Source organism: Schaalia sp. Marseille-Q2122 (genome assembly GCF_903645355.1).
Taxonomy (GTDB): Bacteria; Actinomycetota; Actinomycetes; order Actinomycetales; family Actinomycetaceae; genus Pauljensenia.
This window is the reverse complement of sequence record NZ_CAHJXR010000006.1, coordinates 95,855-120,331: the sequence shown is the minus strand read 5'-3', so window position 1 is coordinate 120,331 and position 24,477 is coordinate 95,855. Positions and strand designations below refer to the sequence as shown.

Here is a 24,477-nt window from a genome sequence, read left to right as displayed (position 1 = left end):
GGCTAGATCTCCTTGGCGATACAGCTTCCGTCTTTCTTGACGATGAACAGGTGCTTTTCCCGGGAGAACTCGACGATGTACACGTCGTCAAGCTCGAGGCCTTCCTCAGCAAGCTCACCCATTAGCCATGCCTCGTCGCGTTCAATGGCTTCCAGGTAGTTGTGAAGAATCTGCCCATGGCGCACCAGCAGGGTGTTGATCACGCCCTCGCCCTTCTTAATGACGGTCAGGGAGCCGTCGGGCTCGACTTGAGCGAAGGCAATGTCCTCAAGGGAGTAGATGCCACGGGCGCGCAGCTGAGAGATGAAGGTGATGATGTCGAAGGCATTGCCTCCTTCCTCTGTGCCCACTTGGAAGACGCCGTTGACGATAATGGGCAAAGGGTCGGAGGTGACGGCCTGGCGGACGCTGAGGAAACGCATGGTGATGAAGTTCAGCAGGGAGATCATGCCGATGGCGATAAGCAGGACGAGGACGAAACGGTGGAAGGGGATTTCGCTGTTGTAGATGATGCCGCTGATAATGCCGCCGAGCACGAAGTTGCCAATGTAATCAATGGGGGTGACCGGCCCGCTTTGAAGCTTATTCGTCAGCTGAGGTAGGTGGCAATGATGAGGAAACCGGTGGTGAACTTCAGAAGGGAGTATAGGTAGAACATGAGGTCGATGGACATGTGGTGCTTTCCCTTCCCTGATGGACTCGTGTGGCGGTGGGGCGACGCCTGCGTGAGTTACTCACCTTAACGCTACTGCGGGCTAGCGGGCGAGGGGGAGGCAGGGCTAGGTGTCAGCGAGGGGCTTCAAGCTGGGCATACGAAAAACCCGGAATCCTTGGGATTCCGGGCCTCAGTGGTGGCTCCGACCGGCGTCGATCCGGTGACCTTTCGATTTTCAGTCGAACGCTCTACCAACTGAGCTACAGAGCCAGGACCTGATCAACCGATCTGGTCGGCGACCCCGACGGGACTCGAACCCGCGACCTCCGCCGTGACAGGGCGGCGCGCTAACCGACTGCGCTACGGGGCCTTGCGATAAGTACAAGACCTATTCACTTGTTTTCCACGTTCAACACGAGGAGTACCCCCAACGGGATTCGAACCCGTGTCGCCGCCGTGAAAGGGCGGTGTCCTAGGCCTCTAGACGATGGGGGCCTTGCGACCCTCTGGGCTAGCCGCCCTGAGGACGAAGTAAATAATATCCATGCGAGTACCCCTCTTGGCAAATCCATTCGCGGTGAGGCCCATCACAGGCGCGGAAAGTGGCGATATTTCGGCTTTTCGCGCAAAGCGCGATCCCCGTAGGCTGAAGCCATGCAGCACACAGTGACGACACCCCTGCTGACCCCCGCACGCCCACGCCCGAGGTCCCCGCCCCGGAGCTCCCATCCCCGATGCTCCCTCGACCCCGAGGCCGTCACGGGCGGTGATCTGGGCGCGCGGATCCTTGAAGTCACCCAACACATCGTGCTGCCCCTTGCTGGCGCGGGCATCGGCTTGGTGGTGGCGGTCATCGCCGCAACGATCCTGAGGATGCTCGTCCGCAAGTCCCGCATCCTCACCGCCCTCGTCAAACGAACCAGCGGACCGGGCTACTGGATGTTCATCACCTGGGGCGCCTACCTGGGGCAATTCTTTGCTGTGTGGGGTGAGGACCTGACCACCTACCCCAACGGGGCGATCATCGAGATCGCCCTGCACGCGCTGCTGATCCTCGGGATCCTGGCGACAACCTGGGTTGTGCGCGCCTCCTTGTGGATCCTCGAGGACGCCGCCCGCATCCGCCAAGAGGCAGACGGGGGAGGCTCGCGCCGCTTTGAAACCCAAGCGCAAGTCCTGCGCCGCCTCGGCCAACTCATCGTCCTCATTCTGGGCCTGTGCTTCGTCGCTTTCACCTTCCCGGGTGCGCGTCAGGGGATGGCGACAGTACTGGCCTCGGCGGGCATTATTTCTGTCGTTGCGGGCCTGGCCGCCCAATCCACGCTGGGCAACGTCTTCGCTGGCATCCAGCTGGCCTTCACCGATGCCATTCGCGTGGGTGACGTCGTCGTTGCCGGACCGAAGAACGAGTCAGGTGCGATTGAGGAAATCACCCTGTCCTACGTGGTGGTGCGCATTTGGGATGAGCGCCGACTGGTGATTCCCTCCTCCTTCTTCACGACGACAACCTTTGAAAACTGGACGCGGCGCGCCGCCAAGCAGTTGGGCACGGTGGAGCTGCGCCTGGATTGGGCCGCGCCCATGGCCCTCATCCGTGCGAAGGTTGAGGAGATCATTACCGCCACGGACCTGTGGGATGGGCGCAGCTGGGCGGTGCAGATGACGGATTCGGATAAGGATTCTGTCGTGGTGCGTGTCCTCCTGTCGGCGGAGAACTCAGGCCGCCTGTGGGATTTGCGCTGTCACGTGCGTGAAAGCCTTATCCAGTGGATCGTTGAGGAAGAGCCATGGGTGCGCCCCACGACCCGCTACCAGCGCTACGAGGCCGTTCGCGTCGAGCATGATCCCTCTCACGAGGTCGTCGCCCGCCTGGCAGCTGAGCTGTCCGGTATCGCCGCCGATACGACGGCCGCGCCCGCCTCCACTCCTCGCGTGCCGCAGGCGGTGCAGGAGGATGCTGATGACGCGGTCCATGCCGCGCGTCTGACGGCAGCCCGCCAGAAGGCGAAGAAGGCGCGGCGGCGCGCCTTCGCTCAGCGCCAGCGCGACTTGGCGCAGGGGCGTCAGGAACCGGCTGCGGTGGCCTCGTCGGAGGAGAAAACGCAGATCCTGTCCATGTCGCAGGTGGGAGAGATCCTCGCTGCGATTCGCGGCCAGAAGAATGGCGCAACTGAGGGGGCGACTGCGGCTGCGAAGGCGGACACTGATGGGCGAGGCTCGCGCCTGTACTCGGGGTCGCCGGACGCGGAGGAACGCTCCCAGATCTTCGCCGGCCCCGGCCAGGAGGCCATTGAGGAGCGTGAGGCCGCCGTCCGTGCGCGCCACAAGCGTGAGGCGGAAGAAGGTCGCAAGGCTCACAGTTCGGGCGCATCCGCACTCGGTTCCAGTAACCGTGACGAACATTCTGGTGAGGCCGACGCCTTGACGTGACAGGTGTATATTCGCCTGTTAACGCTGTGAAGAAAGATGAGAGTGAAAGGATGTTGACGATGACCACGGATGCTACCTCGGGCGTTCCTCAGCCTGCTGGGTCTGCTCGCCGCACGGAGATTGAGTGGCGGCGCGTCTTGACCCCCATGGAGTATCACGTCTTGCGTGAGGCGGGCACGGAACGTCCTTTCACCGGCGAATTGCTCGACGAGAAACGCGAGGGTATCTACCGTTGCCGCGCCTGCGGCGCTGAGCTTTTCCGGTCGGACACGAAGTTTGATTCCCACTGCGGGTGGCCAAGCTTTTACGATCCGCAAGATGCCGCGGTTGTCACCCGTGAGGATCGCTCTCACGGTATGGTGCGCACCGAGGTTTTGTGTGCTGCGTGTGATTCTCATCTGGGTCATGTGTTCGAGGATGCTCCCGATCAGCCGACGGGGTTGCGTTACTGCATGAACTCTGTGTCTTTGTCTTTCGATGCCGCCGAGTGACTCGCGGGGCGCCTCTGGTGTCCTGGTTGACCGTGTTCCGCCGCAGGTGTTCATTGTTGGATCGGCGCTCATTCAATACATTGGCGCGGCCATTGCGGTGGGCTTGTTTGCGGTGATGAGCCCGTCGGAGGTGGCGTGGTGGAGGATCCTTATTGCCGCCGCCATGCTGCTGGCGTGGCGCCGCCCGTGGCGTGATCGCTTGACCCGCGCTGACCTGCTGCGTTCGGGGGTTTTTGGCCTGGCGATGACGGCGATGAATATGACCTTCTACCAGGCCATTGAGTACCTGCCGCTGGGTACGGCCGTGTCTTTAGAGTTCATCGGCCCCGTCTCTGTTGCCGTTTTACGAGGCCGGGGCTGGGCGCCTCGTATCGCTGCCCTCTTTGCCTTGGGTGGGGTGGTGTCTATTGGCGGCATCGGCATTGATCTGAGTGATCCCAATGTGGTGATTGGCGTGGCGTGGATTATGTCGGCGGCTGCGATGTGGGCGCTGTACATCATGCTGGGGCAGCACATTGCTTCGCAGCGCTCGGGGATTACCAACTTGGCGCTGGGGTCGAGTGTTGGTGCGCTAGTGACTGCTCCTCTCTTCGCGTCGTCTATCAGCGTGGTTGGGGCCGATTGGCGTGTGTTTGTGGCTCTTCTGGGGGTGGGTGTGCTGTCCACGGTGTTGCCCTACTCCCTGGAGGCTGTAGCAATGTCGAGGGTGAGTGCGTCGACCTTCGCCCTCTTCACGGCTCTGTTGCCTGCGACGTCGGCCTTGGTTGGCGCGTTGATGCTACGCCAGATTCCCGGTGTGGGTGAATTGTTGGGGCTGGTGTTGATCTCGGTGGCGGTGGCCATTACCTCGCGCACGTCTCGCCCCTAGTGCTGGGTGCGTGAGGGGGCGTTGACCTGGGGTGGTTGCGTGTCCATGTGTGAGGGCCCAGGCATGCGGAGGCATGCCTGGGCCCTGTTCTGTCATTGTTGTGCCTCGGTACGGTTCTCATGCCGTACGTGTGAGGGGGAGAGAACTCCTGGTGGAGTGCGTGAGGGTTTAGTTGGGGGTGTCCTCCTTCCTGTCGGGGGTGTGCTCGGTAAGGCTCGTGGGTGAAGCTTGGGTGGTTTGCGTGGCGGGCGAGGTTTGCGTGGCGGGCGTTGCCTCTGGTGCGGGCGTTGCTTCAGTGAAAGGCGCGGCGGCAGGAGAGGCTGGTGCCTGGCTCTGGCCTGAGCGAGCGCGGATCAGTTCAGCACGGATGCGCGCATAGTCCTCGGGGGGGACGCGGCCATTGACGAGGTTTTCATCCAGGCGCGTCAGGAGATCTTTCGCGGGAGGTGTGGGGAGGTAGCGTTTGGCTACCCACCAGGACACTGCGATGACCAGGGCAATCAGTCCGGCAATGACGAGGCCTTCGACCAGGTTAAAGAGGATGCGGAGGCTGGCGTCGGGGCCGCCCACTCGCGTGGCGATCTGGGATGTTGCACCGGGCAGAATGCTGGACATCTGCGAGGGCAGGGCAGAGATGCTGGGGACGAGGGAGGAGGGAGACATAACAGTCCTTCACAGGGTCGGGGATCGGTGAGTCCGATCAACTGCCTCTACTGTCGCAATGCGGGTTATCACACTGATTTGAGGAACTTAAGAATGCGCTGTGAAAGCTCAGGGCCGACCATGGTGGGGAGGCGCGAGGGCATGTCGGTGCGACACAGTGCGGAGCCGAGTTGTGTGACTGTTGTTGTCTTGTGTGACGGGTATGGGCGTCTCAAAAGGTCGCAAGTGTCGCGCTATGCAACAAATGTCACCTTACTGGCGCTGTGCCCGGGCGAAATTGCTGAGTGTTGGGCAGGGTCTATGCCAGGTGGGTGGAATCGGAGGTCGTTGGCTGGGACCTGTGACTGCCGGGTGCTATCTGGGCCCGGTGGTAGGACCTGTGCCCGGCGGGCGGGATCTGTGCCTGGCGGATAGACTGATCCCCCGGCCAACTCACGCCAGCCGGGGGATCGGCTTTCCCATCAGGGAAAATGTAGGCCCACGGGGACTCGAACCCCGAACCCACGGATTAAAAGTCCGCTGCTCTACCATTGAGCTATAGGCCCACTGTCACGGTCCGCGATCACCGCGTGACCCGAACACGTTACCTACAGAGTGTAGGCAGACTTTCCCATTCTACAAAACGAAGGACACTGCAATGGCCGAACGCCCTTTCCAGCCTCGACGCCCCGCGATGCTTGATCCGCAGGCTGCGGACGCCATTGTGGGCGATACCGATCCAGCACTTGCCTCCGAACTTGCGCACACCTCCGCCTGGGCACTCCTTGGGGTGGGGGATGAGGAATTTGATGCGGCGGTGGAGCGTCTGCGCGCCTCCATTGCTGACGAGGGCGTCGATGCGGTTGCGCACATGTGGTCGCGCAGCCCGGAGTTCACCCTTCCTGGCGCCATGTGGCGCATCTTTTTGCTCAGCGAGTGGGTGCGGCGTGATCATGCCCTCGTGGAGGAGCGCTTCGCGCAGGGCGTGAGCGCACTGCGTCGCCAAGAGGAGCAGCGTCGCCAAGAGGAGTGTCGCCAAGAGCAGCAGCGCAGCCAGGATGGCCAGGCCAGCCAGAAGGCTTCAGGAAATCCTGACGGCCATTCTCGCTGGCCGGAGGCTCTGAGCGTCGAGGCCGTGGACGCGCGCTGTCTGGCGTTGCTGCACGGGCAGGCAAGCGATGATGACCTTGAGGGCATTTGCCTCCAGGCTGCTGCGCTCATGCGGGTGTTGGCTGCTGGTGAGAATGCGCAGTGGATTGAGGATCCCTCCGACCCGCTGGCGCATCCGGTGACGACCCGCGCGAGGGCTTTGCTGCGCACAGCGGAGGAGCTAGAGGATGCGGCATCTCGAGCTCGCGTGGGGAAGCTGGACTAGGGCCGCCACGGCTTTCCTGTTCTGCGCTAGTCTGGGAGAACTCATCGACAGAATGAGTAGGGCTCGGGCTGCATTGCGATGGTGGATGCGCGGGCGAAGGTTTTTCGAAGGGGATGGCGATGTCTGACGCTGTGGTTGTTCCTGAAGCTGCTGATGAGGCGGGCATGGAGACTGTGCCTGAGTTCGCCCAAGATTCGCAAGATGCGCTGGACGAGGCTGACGCTCAAGACGTCCCGTTGAACGAGGCCGCCGCGCTGGCCCCCCTCGCGGGTGAACCGCAGGATGACCAGCAGGAAGACCAACAGGACAGCTCAGAGGCCACCCCAGCGGAAGCTCCGGCCCAGAGCCCAGCCGAAGACCTAGCGCAGAGCCCAGCGGAGGTCGAGCAGGTCATGTCCGCACCTTCCCCCGCCACGGACGCCGCCCTCGCCGACGAGCTCAATACTGACAATGTGGCCAGCCCCCGCGCGCAGGACTTCTTTGTCCCCGCTGATGCCGCGCAACTGGTTGGCTGCGAGCATGAGGACGCCGAATACGACCTCGACTGGGAAGAGGACGGCTTCACCCTGCCTGACCTGTCCTTGCGTATGGACATGAGTCAGCCGATGGGTGCCGAACACCCTCTGCCGAAGGGACGTTTCGCTGACCGTGAGATTTCCTGGATGGCCTTCAACCAGCGCGTCCTTGAACAAAGCGAAGACGTGGAACTGCCCCTGCTGGAGCGCGCCTGGTTTAGCGCGATCTTCTCGTCCAATCTGGATGAGTTCTTCATGGTGCGTGTGGCTGGCCTCAAGCGTCGCCTCGCTGCGGGGATCGCGAAGATGTCGGCCTCGGGTTTGGAACCCACGCAGGTCCTGGACGCGATCCGCACGCGCACCCGCGAATTGACGACCCGTCAGGCTGAGCACTTCCGAGATGTCATTGTTCCCGCCCTCGCTGAAGAGGGGATCCACCTGCGTTCCTGGCAGGATCTGTCTTCTGACCAGCAAGAACGTATGACCACCTTCTTCCGGCGCCAGCTCTTCCCGGTCCTCACCCCGCTCGCGGTCGACCCCTCCCACCCGTTCCCCTACATTTCAGGCCTCTCAATTAACCTGGCCGTCCTCGTGCGCAACCCGTTGACGGGTAAGCTGCACTTTGCGCGCGTGAAGGTGCCGCGTTCCTTGCCTCGTGTCATCAACGTGGACACTGCAGGGCGTGACGGCAGCGCAGAGCACTTTATTCGCCGCCCTGAAGGCGCCACCTTCATCACGGTCGAGGACCTGGTCAAGGCCCATTTGGATCATCTTTTCCCGGGTGTGGAAATCGTCGAAGCCCACGCCTTCCGGGTCACCCGCAACTCCGATGTGGAGGTGGAAGAAGACGACGCTGAAAACCTCCTGACGGCAATGGAAGAGGAGCTCGCGCGGCGTCGATTCGGCGCGGTGGTGCGCCTGGAGGTGGCCGAGACGACCTCGAAGGTCATCCTTGATTTCCTTATGGAAAAGCTGGAGATCACCGCAGCGGATGTCTTCACCCTGCCCGCCCCCCTAGACCTCACCCTGTGCAATACCCTGCACGACCTGGAGGTCAGCCACCTCAAGTACCCCAAGTATGTGCCGGTGACATCGGCGGGCTTGGCGGCTGTGGAGTCGGCCCGCCCGGCAGATATCTTTGCCTCGATCCGGCAGCGTGACGTGCTCTTGCACCACCCCTATGATTCCTTCGCGACCTCGGTGCAGTCCTTCATCACCCAGGCGGCCCGCGACCCGCAGGTGCTGGCCATTAAGCAGACCCTGTATCGCACCTCGGGGGATTCGCCGATTGTGTCGGCCCTCATTGAGGCGGCGCGCGCGGGTAAGCAGGTGGTCGCCATTGTCGAGATTAAAGCCCGCTTTGATGAAGAGGCCAACATTTCCTGGGCGCGCAAGCTTGAGCGCGCGGGCGTTCACGTCGTCTACGGCATGGTCGGCCTCAAGACTCACTGCAAGCTCTCCCTCGTGGTGCGCCAAGAGGGCGATCGTCTGCGCCGCTACTGCCATATCGGCACCGGCAACTACCACCCCAAGACCGCTCGCGGCTACGAGGACCTGGGGCTACTCACCGATGATCTTGACGTCGCCCAGGATATGACCCGCCTGTTTAACCAACTGTCGGGTTATGCGCCTCGTTCCACCTTCCATCGTCTGCTGGTGGCCCCGATGTCGATCCGCGATGGGCTCATTGAACGTATTCACGGCCAGATTGCCCGCAAGCAGGAGGGCAAGGATGCGTGGATTGGCATTAAGGTCAATGCCGTTGTCGATGAGGCCGTCATTGACGCTCTCTACCGGGCGTCCCAGGCGGGGGTGCGCGTCGATGTGCTGGTGCGCGGCATTTGCGCGATCCGAGCCGGGGTGCAGGGACTGTCGGAGAACATTAAGGTCCGTTCGGTTCTGGGCCGCTATCTGGAGCATTCGCGGATCTACGCCTTTGGCCCTGAGGGGGAAGAGGAAGTGTGGATCGGGTCGGCTGACCTGATGCATCGCAATCTTGACCGTCGGGTGGAGGCGCTCGTGCGGCTGACGGAACCTGAGCACACGGCCCGTTTGGCTGCGCTGATCCGCCGTGGGGTGGCCCCGCAGACGGCCTCGTGGAACCTGCGGAAGAATGGCACGTGGAAGCGTCGCATCCGCGCGAAGGACGGGGCGCGTTTGGAGGATATGCAGTCCGTCCTGATGGACGAGGCGTCCGCGCGCGTCGTGGGCCGTTCAGCTACCTGAGTGGGGGAGTGGTCGCGCCTGAGCCTCTTGAGGTTTGAAGGAAAGCCGCTCATCTCACCTTTTTGGGGAAAACCGCGTGGGTGTGCGCTCTGTGGGTGATAGCCGAGGGTCCATCACCGTGACGGAGGGCGCAAGGCGCTGTGAACACGGCTACTCTTATAGGCGTGTCTCGTTTTCGCCCGCGTCCGATCCCCTCGCACTTGGTGCGCTCGGCTGGTGCTGTCGTGTGGCGGTTCAGGGATCCTTCCCGCCGGGCTCAGCTGGGGGAAATCATTCGTGATGAGGATATTGAGATCCTCATTGTTCACCGCCCTCGTTACAACGACTGGTCGTGGCCGAAGGGTAAGAGTGAGGTCGGCGAACCTATTGTTTCTGCCGCGGTGCGTGAGGTGGAGGAAGAAACTGGCGAACTGATTCGCCTGGGCATGCCTCTGACTGTGCAGCGCTACCGTCTGGGCAGCGGCCAGATTAAAGAGGTGCGCTACTGGGTGGGTCATGTGGCTGAGGATTCTCCTGCGGCGCGCGTGCGTCCCCCGGTGGAGCGGGCGCCTCGTCGGGAGATTGATCAGGCCCGCTGGGTGTCTCCGTCAAAGGCTGACCGTTTGCTTACTCGGCGGGGGGATCGCCGTCTGCTGACGGAGGTGTTGGCCCATGCTCATGCGGGCACGCTGGTGACGATGCCGCTGGTGGTGCTGCGCCATGCGAAGGCTGTGTCGCGCTCCTCGTGGCAGGGCAGTGAGGCTGGGCGCGTGCTGACGCGCACGGGCGTGCGTCAGAGTATGGCGGCGGTGGATATGCTGTCTGCTTTTGGTGTGGCGCGCTTGGTGTCCTCGGAGTGGACGCGCTGCGTTCAGACTCTTCTTCCCTATGCGAGCCTGGCTGATCTGCCTGTTGATGCCCGCGCGGAGTTGACCGAGGATGCCGCGAAGGAGCGCCTTGAGGGCGTGGCGCAGGCGGTGGTGGGCGTGCTCGCTGACCTGTCGGAGCCGACGGTGCTGTGCGCTCATCGTCCGACCTTGCCAGCGATATTCTCGGTCCTTCAGGGGCGCTCAAATGCGCAGGTGCAACTGGCTTTCCCGCAGGAGTCCCCGTGGTTGGGAACGGCAGAGGCGGTAGTGGCGCATGTGGCGCAGATGCCCGAGGGCGTTGAGCGTGGGGGAGAGCGTGTGGTTCTTGCTGTGGAGCGCCACGGTGCTTCGCGCTAAGTGACGCCAGCTGTCGGCCTAAAAGTGGCTGTCTTTCACACTGGATGTCAGTGGAGTGTCATCTGAGACGACGGCCAGGCACACGATGGAGCGATCGCCCGCTTTCCATGAGGCCGGCGTTGGTAGTAGCCACATGGCGTCAAGATGGGAGTCGTGAGCGTCCACCCCTACGTAGCGCGTGAAGTGCGCGTGGCATTGGGTGAAGGCGAGTTCTTCGAGGGTACTTTCTGGTGGAAGAGCCTCTTCGCGGATTTCTTCGACGCCAACGATCTCCGCGTCGTGATCGGCAGAGCAGGAGAGGACGTCAATGGTGGCGGCGCTGGCCTCAGTGGGAAGGTTGACGCACTGGCCTTCCTTGAGGTGCAAGATGAGGGATTGGGAGCAGGAGGAAAGGAGGAGGGCGGCGGCGGCTGCCAGGGCGTAACGCACAGAAGCGGGTGGGATGCCCTTCCTGCGTTGGGTGACGCTCATGGTGATTGGCCCTTCGTGTGGTGACAACGTCTTTAGAGTATTCCCCGCCTGGATGAATAGCGAATGGGAGTGGGCTGAACATAGTGGTGGGGCTGGCCTCGTGAACTGTTGTCCACGGGGCCAGCCCCGGTCACGCGCGGTACTTAGACGCCCAGGATCGCGTGTGTTGCCCAGAAACATAGGGCCGCGACGAGGGCGGCTGCGGGCAGGGTGAGGAACCATGCCACGACGATATTGCCTGCAACTCCCCAGCGCACTGCCGAGAAGCGGCGCGTGGCGCCCACACCCAGGATTGCTGAGGTGATCGTGTGGGTGGTGGAGATGGGGGCGTGCAGGGCGAAGGCTGACACGTAGAGGACGGTTGCGGCCACGCCCTCGGCGACGAATCCGCGGGCGGGGTCAAGGTCGATGATCTTACGGCCGAGGGTGCGCATGATGCGCCAGCCGCCCGCGTAGGTGCCTGCCGAGATGGCGATGGCGGCGGCGAGCTTAACCCACAGGGGGATGGTCATTTCGCCGGTGACGGGGTCAAGGATGTTGTGGTGTTCCCCGTAGCCGCCCGCCAGGAGGGCCATGACGATGACGCCCATGGTCTTTTGTGCGTCCTGCAGGCCATGTCCCAGTGCCATTGCGGCTGCGGAGATGGTTTGCAGGACTCGGAAGTGACGCATGGTTCGGTGGTAGGGCAGGTTGGCGAGCATCCTCAGGACCAACTTCATGAGGAAGTAGCCGAGGAAGAAGCCAATGAGGGGCGAGCCGAACATCGGGATGATGACGTGGGTGAAGATCCCCCACCACTCGATTTGGGTAGCCGAGGCCAGGCCCGCACCCACCAGGCCGCCGATGAGGGCGTGGGAGGATGACGAAGGCAGGCCGAACCACCAGGTGATGAGGTTCCAGACGACAGCGCCGATGAGAGCTGCGAGCACAATAATCAGGCCTTCACGCTGCATGCCAATGTCAGGGGAGGCTGAGTAGTGTTGAATGTCGATGATGCCTTTACCGATGGTTTTGGCGACGTCGGTGCCCAGGAGTGCGCCGATCACGTTCATAATCGCGGCCATAATGAGGGCCACGCGGGGGGTGAGGGCGCGGGTGGAGACCGATGTTGCGATGGCGTTGGCAGCATCGTGGAAGCCGTTGGTGTAGTCGAAGGCCAGCGCGATGACGATGACCGTGACTACCAGGACCAGGTTGAGGTCCACGGTCTCAGGACTCCTTCACTGCGATGGTTTCGATGCCGTTGGCGAGGTCTTCGAAGCGGTCCGAGCAGCGCTCAAGGACTTCGATGACGTCCTTGACCTTAATGATGGTCACGGGGTCAAGGCCGGAGTCGAAGAGGGTGGTGAGGGTGATGCGGTAGGCGCGGTCGCCCTCGTTTTCGAGGCGGTTAATCTCGATCCAGTAGTCACGCAGGTCCAGGGGGGACTTCAACTTGGGCATGGATTCAGCGGTCTGTACGGCGCAACGTGTGAGGACGTCGACCTGTGCGGCGAGGAGGCTGTTGATCTCCTCGGGGAGGTCGTGGATGCCGTAGAGGACGATGAGGTCGCCGGCCTCGTCCATGAGGTCCATGCAGTCATCCAGGCGGGCTGCCAGGAAGCCGAGGTCTTCACGGTCGAAGGGGGTGACGAAGGACTGGTTGAGCTTACGGACGACGAGGTGGTTGATCTCGTCGCCTTCGTGTTCAACGTCGTGGAGTTGGTCGCGAAGGGCGACGCGCTCTTCGGGTGATGCTCCGAGTAGGGCAGCGAGGATCTCGGCGCCGGTGACGAGTTTTGTTGCCTGGGTGGTGAAGAGGTCAAAGAATGACGGACCCTCGGGCTTGCGAAGTCCCACGGTTCCTCCTGAATTGGTCAGGGAATATCAACAAATCCAGATTAGGCCAGATCGTCCCGAAGTGCGATAACCCGAAGGGGCAGAATTCAGCCATTTTCTCCGATTGTGACACTGCACACGGTGTTCACGGGACCTACCGCCCCTGCAAAATCGGGATCAGTCAGGGATGATTGAACATGTAGATCAGGGACGGATCCGCGTCCCGGAATTACCGATAGCCTCAGGAGGCAAAATGTCCGTGACTGAACAGGACGTGCGCGCAGCAGCGCCCGCGAACACCCCCGAAGACGTGCTGGCATGGGTTGCTGAAGTTGCAGCTCTGACCACCCCCGACGCCATTGAGTTCTCCGACGGCACCCAGGAAGAGTGGGATCGCCTCACCTCCCTCATGGTTGAGACCGGTGTGTTCACCCGCCTGAACGAAGAGAAGCGCCCCAACTCTTTCCTTGCTCGTTCGCTTCCTTCCGATGTTGCTCGCGTGGAGTCCCGTACCTTCATCTGCTCCGAGAAGGAAGAAGATGCAGGCCCCACCAACCACTGGGCAGATCCGGTGGAAATGAAGGCCACCCTTAAGGAAAAGTTCACCGGCTGCATGAAGGGTCGTACCATGTACGTCATTCCCTTCTCCATGGGCCCCCTGGGTGGTCCGATCTCGCAGCTGGGTATCGAGATCTCCGACTCCCCCTACGTGGTGTGCAACATGCGCATCATGACCCGTATGGGTAAGGAAGCCATGGACCTCATTGCTGAGGGCAAGCCGTGGGTTCCCGCCGTCCACTCCGTTGGCGTGCCCCTCGAAGACGGTCAGGAAGACACCACCTGGCCCTGCAACGACGAGAAGTACATCACCCACTTCCCCGAGACCAACGAGATCTGGTCCTTCGGTTCGGGCTACGGCGGCAACGCCCTGCTCGGTAAGAAGTGCTTCGCCCTGCGTATCGCCTCGACCATGGCTAAGCGCGATGGCTGGATGGCTGAGCACATGCTCATCCTCCGTCTGACCCGCGAGTCCGACGGCCGCCAGTTCCACATCACCGCTGCCTTCCCCTCGGCTTGTGGCAAGACCAACCTGGCCATGCTTGAGCCCACCATCCCCGGCTACAAGGTCGAGACCGTTGGTGACGACATCGCCTGGATGCGTCCTGGCCCCGATGGCCGCCTCTACGCCATCAACCCCGAAGCTGGCTTCTTCGGTGTTGCCCCCGGCACCTCCTACTCCACCAACCCGATGGCTATGGAGACCATGAAGGCCAACTCCATCTTCACCAACGTCGCTCTGACCGACGATGGTGACGTGTGGTGGGAAGGCATCGATGGCGAGGTCCCCGCTCATCTCATTGACTGGCATGGCAACGACTGGACCCCCGAGTCCGGCGAGAAGGCTGCTCACCCGAACAGCCGCTTCACTGTTCCCGCCTCGCAGTGCCCCATCATCTGCTCTGACTGGGAAGCTCCCGAGGGCGTGGCCGTTGATGCCATCCTCTTCGGTGGCCGCCGCGCTTCCAACGTGCCGCTGGTTGCTGAGCAGTACGAGCCCGCTCACGGTGTCTTCATTGGTGCTTCCGTGGCCTCCGAGGTCACCGCTGCTGCCACCGACGTCAAGGCTGGCGCCCTGCGTCACGACCCCTTCGCCATGCTGCCCTTCTGCGGCTACAACATGGCCGACTACTGGGGCCACTGGCTGGACATGCAGGCCAAGCTGGGCGACAAGTTCCCCAAGGCCTACCAGGTCAACTGGTTCCGTAAGGACGATGAGGGTAACTGGCTGTGGCCGGGCTACGGCGACAACAGCCGCGTTCTGGACTGGATTGTTCGCCGCGTCGCTGGTGAGGTTGAGGCCATCGACGGCGTGACCGGCCGCTACCCCAAGTTCGAGGACTTCAACCTCGACGGCCTTGATGTCACCGAGGAATCCTGGGCCAAGCTCTTCCATATCTGCCCCGACGCATGGGCTGCAGAGATGGATGACACCGAAGAGTACTTCAAGACCTTCGGCGACAAGGTGCCTGCTCCGATCCTCGAGCAGCTGGCCAAGTTCCGTGAGCGTATTGCCGCTGCACGCGACTGATGATGAGCTCATCACTGAGCTGCTGAGCGGTCATATTCAGCGCTGGTGATTGTTCGCACACTGAAGGCCCCCGCCTCAATATGAGGCGGGGGCCTTCAGTGTTCTTTGGCGGAATCTGGGAGAAAACTGATAGTCGCTGACCAGGTCTTATATAAAATTCAAGCCGAATTAAGAGGGTTTATGGGGCTTTCTCCCAGCGAATTCCCATTTTCTATTGCGGCCTTTCATATTCCTCAATACACTGGATCTGATGAACGAGGAAAGTTGACCGAAATAACCCAATTTCGGTGCAAATTTCAACTCAATTCTGTCACTGATCTGACCCGGGAGAGTTTATGAAACCTGTTGGAATGCGGTCCTTGAGGGGGCCCTTGGCGATCCTCATCGCCTTTGTACTCGTGGTGAGCGGAGTGTTCTTTGCCTCGCCACACTTCGCGGCACGTGCAGAAGCCCCGCCGACGAACCACACGAACCGCGCAGACATCGTCGTTTCTGACTTTGTCATGAAGCGTTGGGGCGGCGGCAGTGATAAGACTGGCGTTGCCGGCCCCGTCTACCTCAACGAGTCCGCATTGATCACCTGGAAGTGGAGCCTCGACGACACCGCTCCTCGTCCCCAACCAGGCGACTCCCTCCGTGTCGGTGTGCCCGTTCAACTCAATATCAACGAGACGAACAAGTTCGACTTCATGTGGGGCGATCAGAAGATCGGTACCTGTTACCCCGAACGCAAGGCCATCACCTGTATCTTTGAAAATCAGATCGACTTCACCGGTAGGACCGGTGTGGGAGGCAGCGGCTACTTCGCCGCCGCAGTTGTCGATAAGACCGGCACGACCATTAACTTCGATGGTAATGGCGTCCCCCGCGAGGCCACCATGCCTGAAGGGCAGGCCGTAGAGGGGCGCCGCCCCAAGCAGTGGGTCGATCAGCCCCTGCACAAGAGCCATGACGGTGTCCCCTCTGACGCCCGCTTCCTGCGCTGGTACGTGGTCTTCAGTGGCCGCTCCCTGAAGGCTGCTGCGGAGAAGAAGGGTCAGGCGCTGCCTAACCCCATCGTCATTAAGGACACGCTGGAAGGTCCTCAGACCTTCACCGACATCACCGAGCTCTACATCATCCAGACCAAGGAGAACCCCGAGCTTCCCTGGACCACCCTCGTTGGTCGTCCCGACGCTACCGGCGGAGACTCCACTCCTTCGGTCCCCGGTCGATTCCCCGATGACTTTGAGCTGGGAAGCTTCAAGATTGACACCGACATCTCCCCTGATCGTAAGACCGCAACCTACCGGATTACGAAGCTCTCGGGCGAATGGCAAGACGATGTCAACTACAAGTTCCTCTACATCACCAAGCACGACGGCAAGGTCGTCGACGGCGTCGTACTGAAGAACAACGTTGAACTCTCCGATGGCCAAAACGAGCCTTTCTTCCGCCAGGTGAAGTCGGCAGGTTACACCGCATCTGCAGGCGCAACCGCTGTCATGCAGGACAACTACGGCTCCTTCCGCGTCTCCAAGACCCTGGGCGGACCCAAGCGTGACGCCGTCCTCGCCGACCCCGCACGCAAGGCGATGCTCAACGTCCACTGGACTCTGCCCGTGGGAAGGCAAGCCACCGACTACCCCGGCTGGACCGCTCCTGAAAACCCCGTGAAGATGCCTCTGGCATTCGACGCGGTCAACCCCTACCCCAACGGCGGCGATATGCCCTTCCCCGTTGGCACCACCATTCGCCTCGTCGAAGATGCAGCGGGAACGAACCCTGCTCTGCCCAGCGACGTCGTCTGGGGCGAACCCCTCTTCACTGTCGGTGATCAAAAGGGTAAGAACGAAATCTCCTTCGTGATCGAATCGCAGAAGGTCACCACCGTCCAGCTGGAAAACACTGCCAAGCTGACGCCGTCGGTATCCGTGGGTAACTACGTCTGGTTCGATGAGAATAAGAACGGCAAGCAGGACGACACTGAAAGTGGCCTTGCTGGCGCTGTTCTCAAGCTCACCTACGATGACGACACCCCGGTGACCAATGTTGAAGGTCAGCCGGTCACTGATCTGACCACCAAGGCTGATGGCCGCTACGTCTTCGATAAGCTGCCCCCGCTGACCGGTGCTCACGCAGGCAAGAAGTACAAGGTCACGATGGTGACTCCCCCTCCGGGCGGATACATTCCGACCGAGGCTGACACCGCGGGCGTGACGGTTGACTTGAACTCCAGCACCGACTGGGTGCTCTCGCAAGGTCCGCTTGAAGAAGACCTCGCCTCCGACATGACGCTGGACTTTGGTTTCATTAAGCCTGCTGTGTCTGTTGGTAACTTCGTGTGGTTCGATGCTGATAAGGATGGCCTTCAGGGTGATGGTGAGCCTGGTATTGAGGGTGTGACTCTGACGATTTCTCGTTCGGATGACGCTACTGTCAACGGTGCTGACGGCCAGCCTCTGGCTGTTTTGACGACGGTGACTAATCCTCAGGGTGAGTATTCCTTTACTGGTCTTGAGGCGTTGCCTGCTGGTACTCACTATGTTGTGAGTGTGACTGCTCCGGCTGGTTACCAGGCGACGAAGGATAAGCAGGGTGCCGATACTGAGAAGGATTCTGAGGCTGGGGCTGGTAAGGCTGAGTCCAAGGATCTGACCACCGATGGCGCCTCTGATATGAGCTTGGACTTTGGTTTCATTAAGCCTGCTGTGTCTGTGGGTAACTTTGTCTGGTTTGACTCCGATAAGGATGGCCTTCAGGGTGATGGTGAGCCTGGTATTGAGGGCGTGACCCTGACGATTTCTCGTTCGGATGGTGCTGCTGTCAATGGTGCTGATGGTCAGCCTTTGGCTGCTTTGACGACGAAGACCAATGAGCAGGGCTTGTATTCCTTTGAGAATCTGCAGGCGTTGCCTGCTGGTACTCACTATGTTGTGAGTGTGACTGCTCCGGCTGGTTACCAGGCGACGAAGGATAAGCAGGGTGCCGATACTGAGAAGGATTCTGAGGCTGGGGCTGGTAAGGCTGAGTCTGCGGATCTGACCACCGATGGCGCCTCTGATATGAGCTTGGACTTTGGTTTCATTAAGCCTGCTGTGTCTGTGGGTAACTTTGTCTGGTTTGACTCTGATAAGGATGGCCTTCAGGGTGATGGTGAGCCTGGTATTGAGGGCGTGACTCTGACGATTTCTCGTTCGGATGGTGCTGCTGTCAATGGTGCTGATGGTCAGCCTCTGGCTGCTTTGACGACGAAGACTAATGAGCAGGGCTTGTATTCCTTTGAGAATCTGCAGGCGTTGCCTGCTGGTACTCACTACGTTGTCAAGGTCACCGATCTGCCTCGCGGATGGGTTGCCACCAGTGAGGCTGGTGATGATGATCCTGCTAAGGATTCTGATGCGAAGGCTGGTAAGGCTGAGTCTGCGGATCTGACCACCGATGGCGCGTCCGATATGACCCTTGACTTTGGGTATGTTCGTGCCGCTGTCTCTGTTGGTGACTTTGTGTGGTTTGATTCCAACAAGAATGGTCTCCAGGATGATGGTGAGCCCGGTATTGAAGGGGCAACCTTGACTATTAGCCGCACTGATGGCAAGCCGGTTGTGCATGTTGATGATGTGGATAAGGCTGATGCTGTGCCGGTCGCTGCGATTGTGACCAAGGCTGATGGTGCTTACCTGTTCGAAAACCTGCCGGTGTTGCCTGCTGGTGTGAAGTATGTGGTTTCGGTTCAGGTTCCTGCCAAGTACACTCCCACCGTTGAAGCTGGTGATGATGATCCTGCTAAGGATTCTGATGCGCAGGCTGGGAAGGCTACCGCTCAGGAGCTGACTGTGGATGGCGCGTCGGATCGGACGTTGGATTTTGGTTTCGTCAATGCGCGGGTCTCTGTTGGTGACTTTGTGTGGTTTGATTCCAATAAGGATGGTAAGCAGGATGCTGGTGAGCCTGGTTTGGCTGGTGTTGAGCTGACTATCTTTGGGCCTGATGGTCAGAAGGTTGCTGTTGATGCCGATGGCAAGCCCTACAACGCGGTGTTGACCACTAAGGGTGATGGTAAGTACCTGTTCGAAAACCTCCCCGTTCTTGCGGATGCGGAGCGTTATTCGGTTGAGGTGACGCGTTTCCCCTACGATATGACGCCGACTATTGCGCAGGCTCCGGGTACTGATCCGACGAATGACTCGGCGACGGGTAGTGATCAGACGATTAAGCCGTTGGTGGCTGATGGGCGTGTGGATGACACGTTGGACTTTGGTTTTGTCAAGGCGACGGTGTCTGTTGGTGATTTCGTGTGGTTTGACTCCAATAAGGATGGCAAGCAGGACGCGGATGAGCCTGGTGTTGAAGGTATCGAGCTGACGCTGACTGGCCCTGATGGTAAGCCTGTGGTGGATGTGGATGGTAATCCTGTGGGGGTTGCTACCACTGATAAGGATGGCAAGTACACGTTTGGGAATCTGCCTGTTCTTCAGCCTGGTCAGAGCTACACGGTGAGCATTGCTTATCCTGCTCAGTACACGCATACTGTGGCTCAGGCTGAGGGGACTACTAGGGATAATGATTCTTCGACGGGGTCGGAGTCTTCTGGTGATCTTCTTGAGGATGGCGATCAGGATCTGAGTCTTGACTTTGGTCTTGTGTACGCGACTGTGTCTGTTGGTGATTTCGTGTGGTTTGATTCCAATGGCAATGGTCGTCAGGATGCTGGTGAGCCTGGTATTGCTGGTGTTGAGCTGACCTTGACTGGTCCTGATGGTAAGTCTGTGACTGATGTTGACGGTAAGGTCGTGCCGGTGGTGACAACTGACAAGGACGGTAAGTATGTCTTTGAGAAGTTGCCTGTGCTCAAGGATGGTCAGAAGTACACGGTGTCTGTGAAGGTTCCGTCGGGCTATGTGGCGACTAAGCCCAATGCCACTGGGGATGTGTCGAATGATTCGTCGTCGGGTTCGGTTTCTTCGGTGAGCTTGGTCAAGCATGGTGATCAGGACATGACCTTGGACTTTGGTTTTGTCAAGGTCAAGGATCCTGTGCCTGGCAAGGTCGCTAAGACTGGTGCTGATGCGGCAGTGGCTGGCGGTATCGCGGTGTTGATCGTGGCTGCTGGTGCTGCTGGTGTGTGGGCACGCCGACGCATGACCCGATAAACGAGGCACACGAGAATCCCCACAGGGGATACCTCACCTGAAGCTGCGGCCTGGTTTCTGTGGATACAGAAACCAGGCCGCAGTCGTCGGGATACAGTTAGATCTATGACAGCCAACAGCCCGCAGTCCTACACGCCTGGAAGCATCTACACCTTCCATGGACACGACTGGATGCTGAGCAAAGGCGCCATCGAAGACGGAATCAACCTGAGCGCCACCCCACTGCTCGTACAACTATGTACCGACTACAGCATCTGGGATGAAGCCGCCCAGGACAGCGGCATCTTCGAATACCTCCTCTCCTGCGTGATCTTCCACTTCACACAGTGGAAAAAGGAACGGGTCCGCGCCCACCCCACGGCCAAAAACCTCAGCATCTGGGTTGAGGCCCTACCGCGCCCCAGCGCCATCATGCTCGGCGCCACCACCCTCAACGACCTCGAAGCAGCCCTAGGCTTCCTCTCCGACTTCTTCCACAATCCCCAGCCCGCCACCGGGCCAAGCCCCGACGCGAACTTCTACTCCGGTATCGCATGGCACAACGACGCTGTCCTGCGCACCGGACTGACCAGCATCGCCGTCCGCCCCCTCGACATTGAACACGCCCCTGACGAACGCGACCGCAAGATGCGCGCCCTCGCCCAGGAAATCTCGCCCCACAACGGCGACCGCACCCACCTCTTCATCACCAACGCTCCAGAACTCATCGGCCGCATCTTCACCACCCCTCCCAGGCACATGACAGAAGAGGCCTTCCTCCGCAGCGTTGAACAGCGCCCACCCGCCTACGAAGACGCAGGCTGCCTCGAAACCGACGACCCCCGCCCTCTCCTGTCCATGTCGGCCACCATCAGCCCCGAAGCCTTTATCGCCTACGGCATTATCTCGGGCTTCCTCAACGCCATGATCGAAAAAATCGCGGGCTCACGGGCGCAGGTGCGCACCAGCCAAGGCCTGCGGAATCGTCAGATCATCGTCAGCTACGGCCTCGAAGGCGACTGGCTCGACATTGACGCCCACGAACTCGTCTGCGCACTGCTGGGCACAGACAACGAGGTTGACTCACGCGGTATTGACGCTGAACTGAGCGACAGTCGCATTGAAGAAATCATCGAAGTGAACGGCCTCCATGAATACTGGGAGGGGCAACTCTGGCTCCACCACATCGCATACTCCCAGATCCGCACCGAGGACGTGCGCGAGGCCCTCCGCGAATTCCTCAGCCACCTGCACATTCCCGCAAGCATCGCCACGGGAAACCTCGTCAATGACTTCCCACCCCTCACCCCCATGCGCGGATGGCTCGTCTCCTACGGGGGCGGGCAGGGCGCAGTCAATCCCCCGCCCATTGACGCCGAGGACCTCCAACGCGACTTCCTTGAACCCGCAGGGGAGCACTTCTGGACGGGCCTGCTCTTCCACGACGTTGACAGCGTCCAAAGCGCACCCCACCGACTCACCATTGGCCCTGAAGAAATCGTCGCCGAATGGTTCTCCGAACACACCCCGAATTCTGCCCTCATCCGGCGTCAAGCCCTCGCATGGGAGGAACTCATGGTGTGGGCCAGTGTCGGTGAAGGCCTGGTCCTGATTGACAGTGCCGGCCGATTCTTTGACCTGCTGCCCGGCCTGTTCCCCGACGCTGAACGCATCTGGGAACTCCTCGCCGCCAAACGTGAGCAGTGCCGGGAAGCCGGAGCGATGATCACCCGCGGACGCTGGGAAAAAATGCGCGGCCACATGCGTCGCCTCCTGCAGGCAAAAAACTACGGTGAAAGCACGGGCGCCATGATTCCCGCGCCCTGGGGTGGGGGCCGCGTCGCCCAGGTAGCGCTCAATAGCGACCATATGCGGGAAAACTCTGCGCCTCGGAGCAATAATCTCAGCCGCACCGCCGGAAAGAACGCCGCAGCGTCGCAGGGGGGTGGGCGCAAACTCGGCCTCAAGGATTGGCTGCCGATTCTTCTTCTGGCGTATTTAGCGCTGTGGCTGGGGTGGAGGATTTCGTCTCAGCTGAGCGGCACGACTGGCGGGTGGGGATTGTCTGTCAAGGACGAGGTCATCGCCGCTTTCGCCCACTTCGATACGTGGCGTTGTGGCTTCGGCTGGGGGAGTTGAGGCAGGGATTCTTTGCGGGAGGCTGCCCAGTACGTGGGCAGGGCCGACGCGAAGGGTGCGGCCGGGCTACGCTGGCAGCGTGAAGGTCCTGCTTGTGGGAAATGGCGGGCGTGAACACGCCCTTGCCCGTGCAATGGTTCGTACCTCCGATGATGTTGAACTGCTTGTCCAAGCAGGCAACCCCGGCCTTGATGAGCTGGGTGTACCTCATCGCTTCAACCCCCTTGACCCTGTGGCCGTGTGTGCCCTTGCCGCCGACGAGGCTGTTGACCTCGTCGTCGTTGGCCCCGAGGCCCCCCTGGTCGCTGGCGTCGCCGATGCCGTAACTGACGCGGGCATCCCCTGCTTTGGCCCGACACAGGCCGCCGCTCAGCTTGAAGCCTCTAAGTCCTTCGCCAAGGACGTCATGGAAGCCGCCGCAGTGGCGACGGCCCGCGCCTTCACCTGCACCACCCTGGAGCAGGTCGACGCCGCCCTTGATGAGCTGGGCGCACCCCATGTCGTCAAGGATGACGCGCTGGCTGCCGGTAAGGGCGTCGTCGTCACCGAGGACCGCCAGGCGGCTCGTGACCACGCGGCCGCCTGCCTGGCCCGCCCCGACGGGGCCGTGGTCATTGAGGACTACCTTGACGGCCCTGAAGTCTCGCTCTTTTGCCTGTCGGATGGCGCGAATGTTGTGCCCCTCGTGCCCGCCCAGGACTTCAAGCGCCTGCTGGATGCGAATGAGGGCCCCAATACTGGCGGTATGGGCGCCTACACGCCCCTGCCCTGGCTGCCCGAGGGCGTCGTTGAGCATGTCGTTGACACCGTCGCCCTGCCGACGGTGGCCGAAATGGCCCGCCGCGGCACGCCCTTCGTTGGCCTGCTCTACTGTGGCCTGGCGCTGACCTCGCGAGGCGTGCGCGTCGTGGAATTCAATGCCCGCTTCGGCGACCCCGAAACCCAGGCCGTCCTCGAACGCCTCGACAGCCCGCTCGTGGACCTGCTCTACGGCGCGGCGACCGGCACGCTTGACGAGGTTCCCGCCCCCCGCTGGTCCGCTGATGCCGCCGTCTGCGTGGTCATGGCCTCGGCAGGCTACCCCGGTACCCTGCGCACCGGCGAAACGATCACCGGCATTGAAGACGCCGAAGCACTTGAGGGTGTGCACGTCATCCACGCGGGCACGACGCTCATTCCCGCCCAGCCCGACCCTAAGGGCGCGGGTAACTGCTGCGGCGTTGAACCCGAGGACACCCTGGTCAATTCCGGTGGGCGCGTGCTCAATGTCGTGGGGCGGGGTTCCACCGTCGAGGTCGCCCGCGAGGCCGCCTACGCGGCAGTGGCGCGCATCCGCTTCAGCGGCGAACAGCATCGCAGCGACATTGCCACCTGGCCGGGCGACATCCTCGCGGATCACTGGCGACCCTGACACCACCATAGGAGGCGCACGACAATGACCGAGCACATGACTATTCCCGGATGGGTGCACCTCTCATCAGGCAAGGTGCGTGACATCTACGCCCCCGAGCTGGACCCTCACGCTGCCAGCGGTCCCTCCGAACTGCTGATGGTTACCTCCGACCGCATCAGCGCCTACGACGTCATCATGCCCACCCCTATCCCCGATAAGGGCAAGGTCCTCAACCAGCTGGCCATCTGGTGGATGCGGCAGATGGAAGACATCGTCCCCAACCACCTGGCTCCCGGCGCCCTTGATGTGCCCGCCGAGGCTGCGGGCCGCGCGGTCGTGTGCCGCAGCCTGAATATGATCCCCATTGAGTGCGTGGTGCGCGGCTACCTGACGGGCTCTGGCCTGGTCGAATACCGCCAGAGCGGCACCGTGTGTGGCCTGCCCCTGCCCGAGGGCCTCACCGAAGCCTCCCGCTTGGCTGAGCCGATCTTCACACCCGCCGCCAAGGCAGAGCTGGGCGATCACGACGAGAACATCAGCTTTGAACGCGCTGCGGAGATGGTCGGGCCTGAGCTTGCCGAACGCCTGCGGGACCTCTCCATCGCCGTCTACTCGCGCGCCCGCGACATCGCCGCTGAGCGGGGCCTGATCCTGGCCGACACGAAATTTGAGTTCGGCCTCGACCCTGACTCGGGGGAGGTTGTCCTCGCCGACGAAATCCTCACCCCGGATTCCTCACGCTTCTGGCCGGCCGACCAGTGGGTCGAAGGCCAGGTCATACCCAGCTTCGATAAGCAGTATCTGCGCGATTGGCTGACCTCCCCCGCATCCGGGTGGGACCGCAACGCTGAGGACGCTGCGGCGCCCTCGCTGCCCGACGAGGTCGTTGCCGCTACCCGCGAACGCTACATCGAAGCCTTCCGCCGCCTGACCGGCGAGGAACCACAACTGTGACCGGACACCAGCCGGGAACATTTTCGGGGGCGGCCAACCGGCCGCACTCACCGAGAGAGGGGAGCGTGGACACCCCTCAGCTCACGCAAGGAGGA

16 protein-coding genes and 4 tRNA genes are annotated in these 24,477 nt (G+C 61.3%); 11 read left to right on the top strand and 9 right to left on the bottom strand.

Going from position 1 to position 24,477, the window contains the following annotated elements; genetic code table 11:
• Positions 1 to 2: 2 nt before the first annotated feature.
• From HWX48_RS08110 to HWX48_RS08095, 4 genes are all read right to left on the bottom strand, one after another.
• Positions 3 to 593: a DUF421 domain-containing protein gene (locus tag HWX48_RS08110; protein ID WP_368483991.1), complete on the bottom strand. Its 591-nt coding sequence runs from the start codon at positions 591 to 593 to the stop codon at positions 3 to 5.
• A gap of 256 nt (positions 594 to 849) precedes the next feature.
• Positions 850 to 925: transfer RNA gene (locus HWX48_RS08105), tRNA-Phe, on the bottom strand.
• A gap of 26 nt (positions 926 to 951) precedes the next feature.
• Positions 952 to 1,025, bottom strand: a tRNA-Asp gene (locus HWX48_RS08100).
• A 52-nt stretch (positions 1,026 to 1,077) separates the two neighbouring features.
• Positions 1,078 to 1,150, bottom strand: a tRNA-Glu gene (locus tag HWX48_RS08095).
• A 159-nt stretch (positions 1,151 to 1,309) separates the two neighbouring features.
• Here HWX48_RS08095 and HWX48_RS08090 point away from each other — a divergent pair.
• Genes HWX48_RS08090 through HWX48_RS08080 form a run of 3 tightly spaced genes read left to right on the top strand, consistent with a single transcriptional unit; the run spans position 1,310 to position 4,444 of the window.
• Positions 1,310 to 3,085, top strand: coding sequence for a mechanosensitive ion channel family protein (locus tag HWX48_RS08090; RefSeq protein WP_175956435.1), 1,776 nt, complete (start codon positions 1,310 to 1,312; stop codon positions 3,083 to 3,085).
• 59 nt (positions 3,086 to 3,144) lie between these two features.
• A complete protein-coding gene (gene msrB / locus HWX48_RS08085; RefSeq protein ID WP_175956433.1) occupies positions 3,145 to 3,576 on the top strand; it encodes a peptide-methionine (R)-S-oxide reductase MsrB in 432 nt (143 codons plus the stop codon).
• The gene (locus HWX48_RS08080; RefSeq protein ID WP_175956431.1) at positions 3,563 to 4,444 is read left to right on the top strand and encodes a DMT family transporter; all 882 of its coding nucleotides are present in this window, start codon (positions 3,563 to 3,565) and stop codon (positions 4,442 to 4,444) included. Before msrB ends, HWX48_RS08080 begins: the two co-directional genes overlap by 14 nt.
• A gap of 168 nt (positions 4,445 to 4,612) precedes the next feature.
• Here the strand turns inward: HWX48_RS08080 and HWX48_RS08075 are convergent, their stop codons facing one another.
• Both HWX48_RS08075 and HWX48_RS08070 read right to left on the bottom strand, forming a co-directional pair.
• Positions 4,613 to 5,107, bottom strand: coding sequence for a hypothetical protein (locus HWX48_RS08075; protein ID WP_175956429.1), 495 nt, complete (start codon positions 5,105 to 5,107; stop codon positions 4,613 to 4,615).
• A gap of 473 nt (positions 5,108 to 5,580) precedes the next feature.
• Positions 5,581 to 5,652: transfer RNA gene (locus HWX48_RS08070), tRNA-Lys, on the bottom strand.
• A 92-nt stretch (positions 5,653 to 5,744) separates the two neighbouring features.
• Here HWX48_RS08070 and HWX48_RS08065 point away from each other — a divergent pair.
• The 3 genes from HWX48_RS08065 to HWX48_RS08055 all read left to right on the top strand — a co-directional run bounded on the left by HWX48_RS08065 (position 5,745) and on the right by HWX48_RS08055 (position 10,407).
• Entirely contained in the window at positions 5,745 to 6,461 is a 717-nt protein-coding gene (locus HWX48_RS08065; RefSeq protein WP_175956427.1) for a hypothetical protein, read from the top strand.
• Positions 6,462 to 6,580: 119 nt separating this feature from the next.
• A complete protein-coding gene (locus tag HWX48_RS08060) occupies positions 6,581 to 9,202 on the top strand; it encodes an RNA degradosome polyphosphate kinase (protein ID WP_254873025.1) in 2,622 nt (873 codons plus the stop codon).
• 140 nt (positions 9,203 to 9,342) lie between these two features.
• The gene (locus HWX48_RS08055) at positions 9,343 to 10,407 is read left to right on the top strand and encodes an NUDIX domain-containing protein (RefSeq protein ID WP_254873024.1); all 1,065 of its coding nucleotides are present in this window, start codon (positions 9,343 to 9,345) and stop codon (positions 10,405 to 10,407) included.
• 18 nt (positions 10,408 to 10,425) lie between these two features.
• On the opposite strand, the gene HWX48_RS08050 is transcribed toward HWX48_RS08055, so the two are convergent.
• The 3 genes from HWX48_RS08050 to HWX48_RS08040 form a co-directional block, all read right to left on the bottom strand.
• Positions 10,426 to 10,878 (bottom strand): septum formation family protein, encoded by a 453-nt coding sequence (locus HWX48_RS08050; protein WP_175956425.1) that lies wholly within the window; start codon positions 10,876 to 10,878, stop codon positions 10,426 to 10,428.
• 143 nt (positions 10,879 to 11,021) lie between these two features.
• A complete protein-coding gene (locus HWX48_RS08045; RefSeq protein WP_175956424.1) occupies positions 11,022 to 12,083 on the bottom strand; it encodes an inorganic phosphate transporter in 1,062 nt (353 codons plus the stop codon).
• 4 nt (positions 12,084 to 12,087) lie between these two features.
• Positions 12,088 to 12,717 carry a DUF47 domain-containing protein gene (locus HWX48_RS08040; RefSeq protein ID WP_175956423.1) on the bottom strand — a complete coding sequence of 210 codons (630 nt, stop codon included), beginning with the start codon at positions 12,715 to 12,717 and terminating at the stop codon, positions 12,088 to 12,090.
• Between the two features lie 232 nt (positions 12,718 to 12,949).
• Here HWX48_RS08040 and HWX48_RS08035 point away from each other — a divergent pair, with 232 nt between their 5' ends.
• From HWX48_RS08035 to HWX48_RS08015, 5 genes are all read left to right on the top strand, one after another.
• Positions 12,950 to 14,785 carry a phosphoenolpyruvate carboxykinase (GTP) gene (locus HWX48_RS08035; protein ID WP_175956422.1) on the top strand — a complete coding sequence of 612 codons (1,836 nt, stop codon included), beginning with the start codon at positions 12,950 to 12,952 and terminating at the stop codon, positions 14,783 to 14,785.
• A gap of 335 nt (positions 14,786 to 15,120) precedes the next feature.
• Positions 15,121 to 19,917, top strand: a complete 4,797-nt coding sequence (locus HWX48_RS08030) for an SdrD B-like domain-containing protein (RefSeq protein ID WP_217701612.1) — start codon at positions 15,121 to 15,123, stop codon at positions 19,915 to 19,917.
• A gap of 105 nt (positions 19,918 to 20,022) precedes the next feature.
• On the top strand, positions 20,023 to 22,035 hold the full coding sequence (locus HWX48_RS08025; RefSeq protein ID WP_175956419.1) for a hypothetical protein: 2,013 nt from the start codon (positions 20,023 to 20,025) through the stop codon (positions 22,033 to 22,035).
• A gap of 79 nt (positions 22,036 to 22,114) precedes the next feature.
• Complete coding sequence (purD, locus tag HWX48_RS08020; RefSeq protein WP_175956417.1) at positions 22,115 to 23,446, top strand: phosphoribosylamine--glycine ligase; 1,332 nt, start codon at positions 22,115 to 22,117, stop codon at positions 23,444 to 23,446.
• Positions 23,447 to 23,470: 24 nt separating this feature from the next.
• The gene (locus tag HWX48_RS08015) at positions 23,471 to 24,382 is read left to right on the top strand and encodes a phosphoribosylaminoimidazolesuccinocarboxamide synthase (protein ID WP_254873023.1); all 912 of its coding nucleotides are present in this window, start codon (positions 23,471 to 23,473) and stop codon (positions 24,380 to 24,382) included.
• The last annotated feature ends 95 nt before the right edge of the window (positions 24,383 to 24,477 follow it).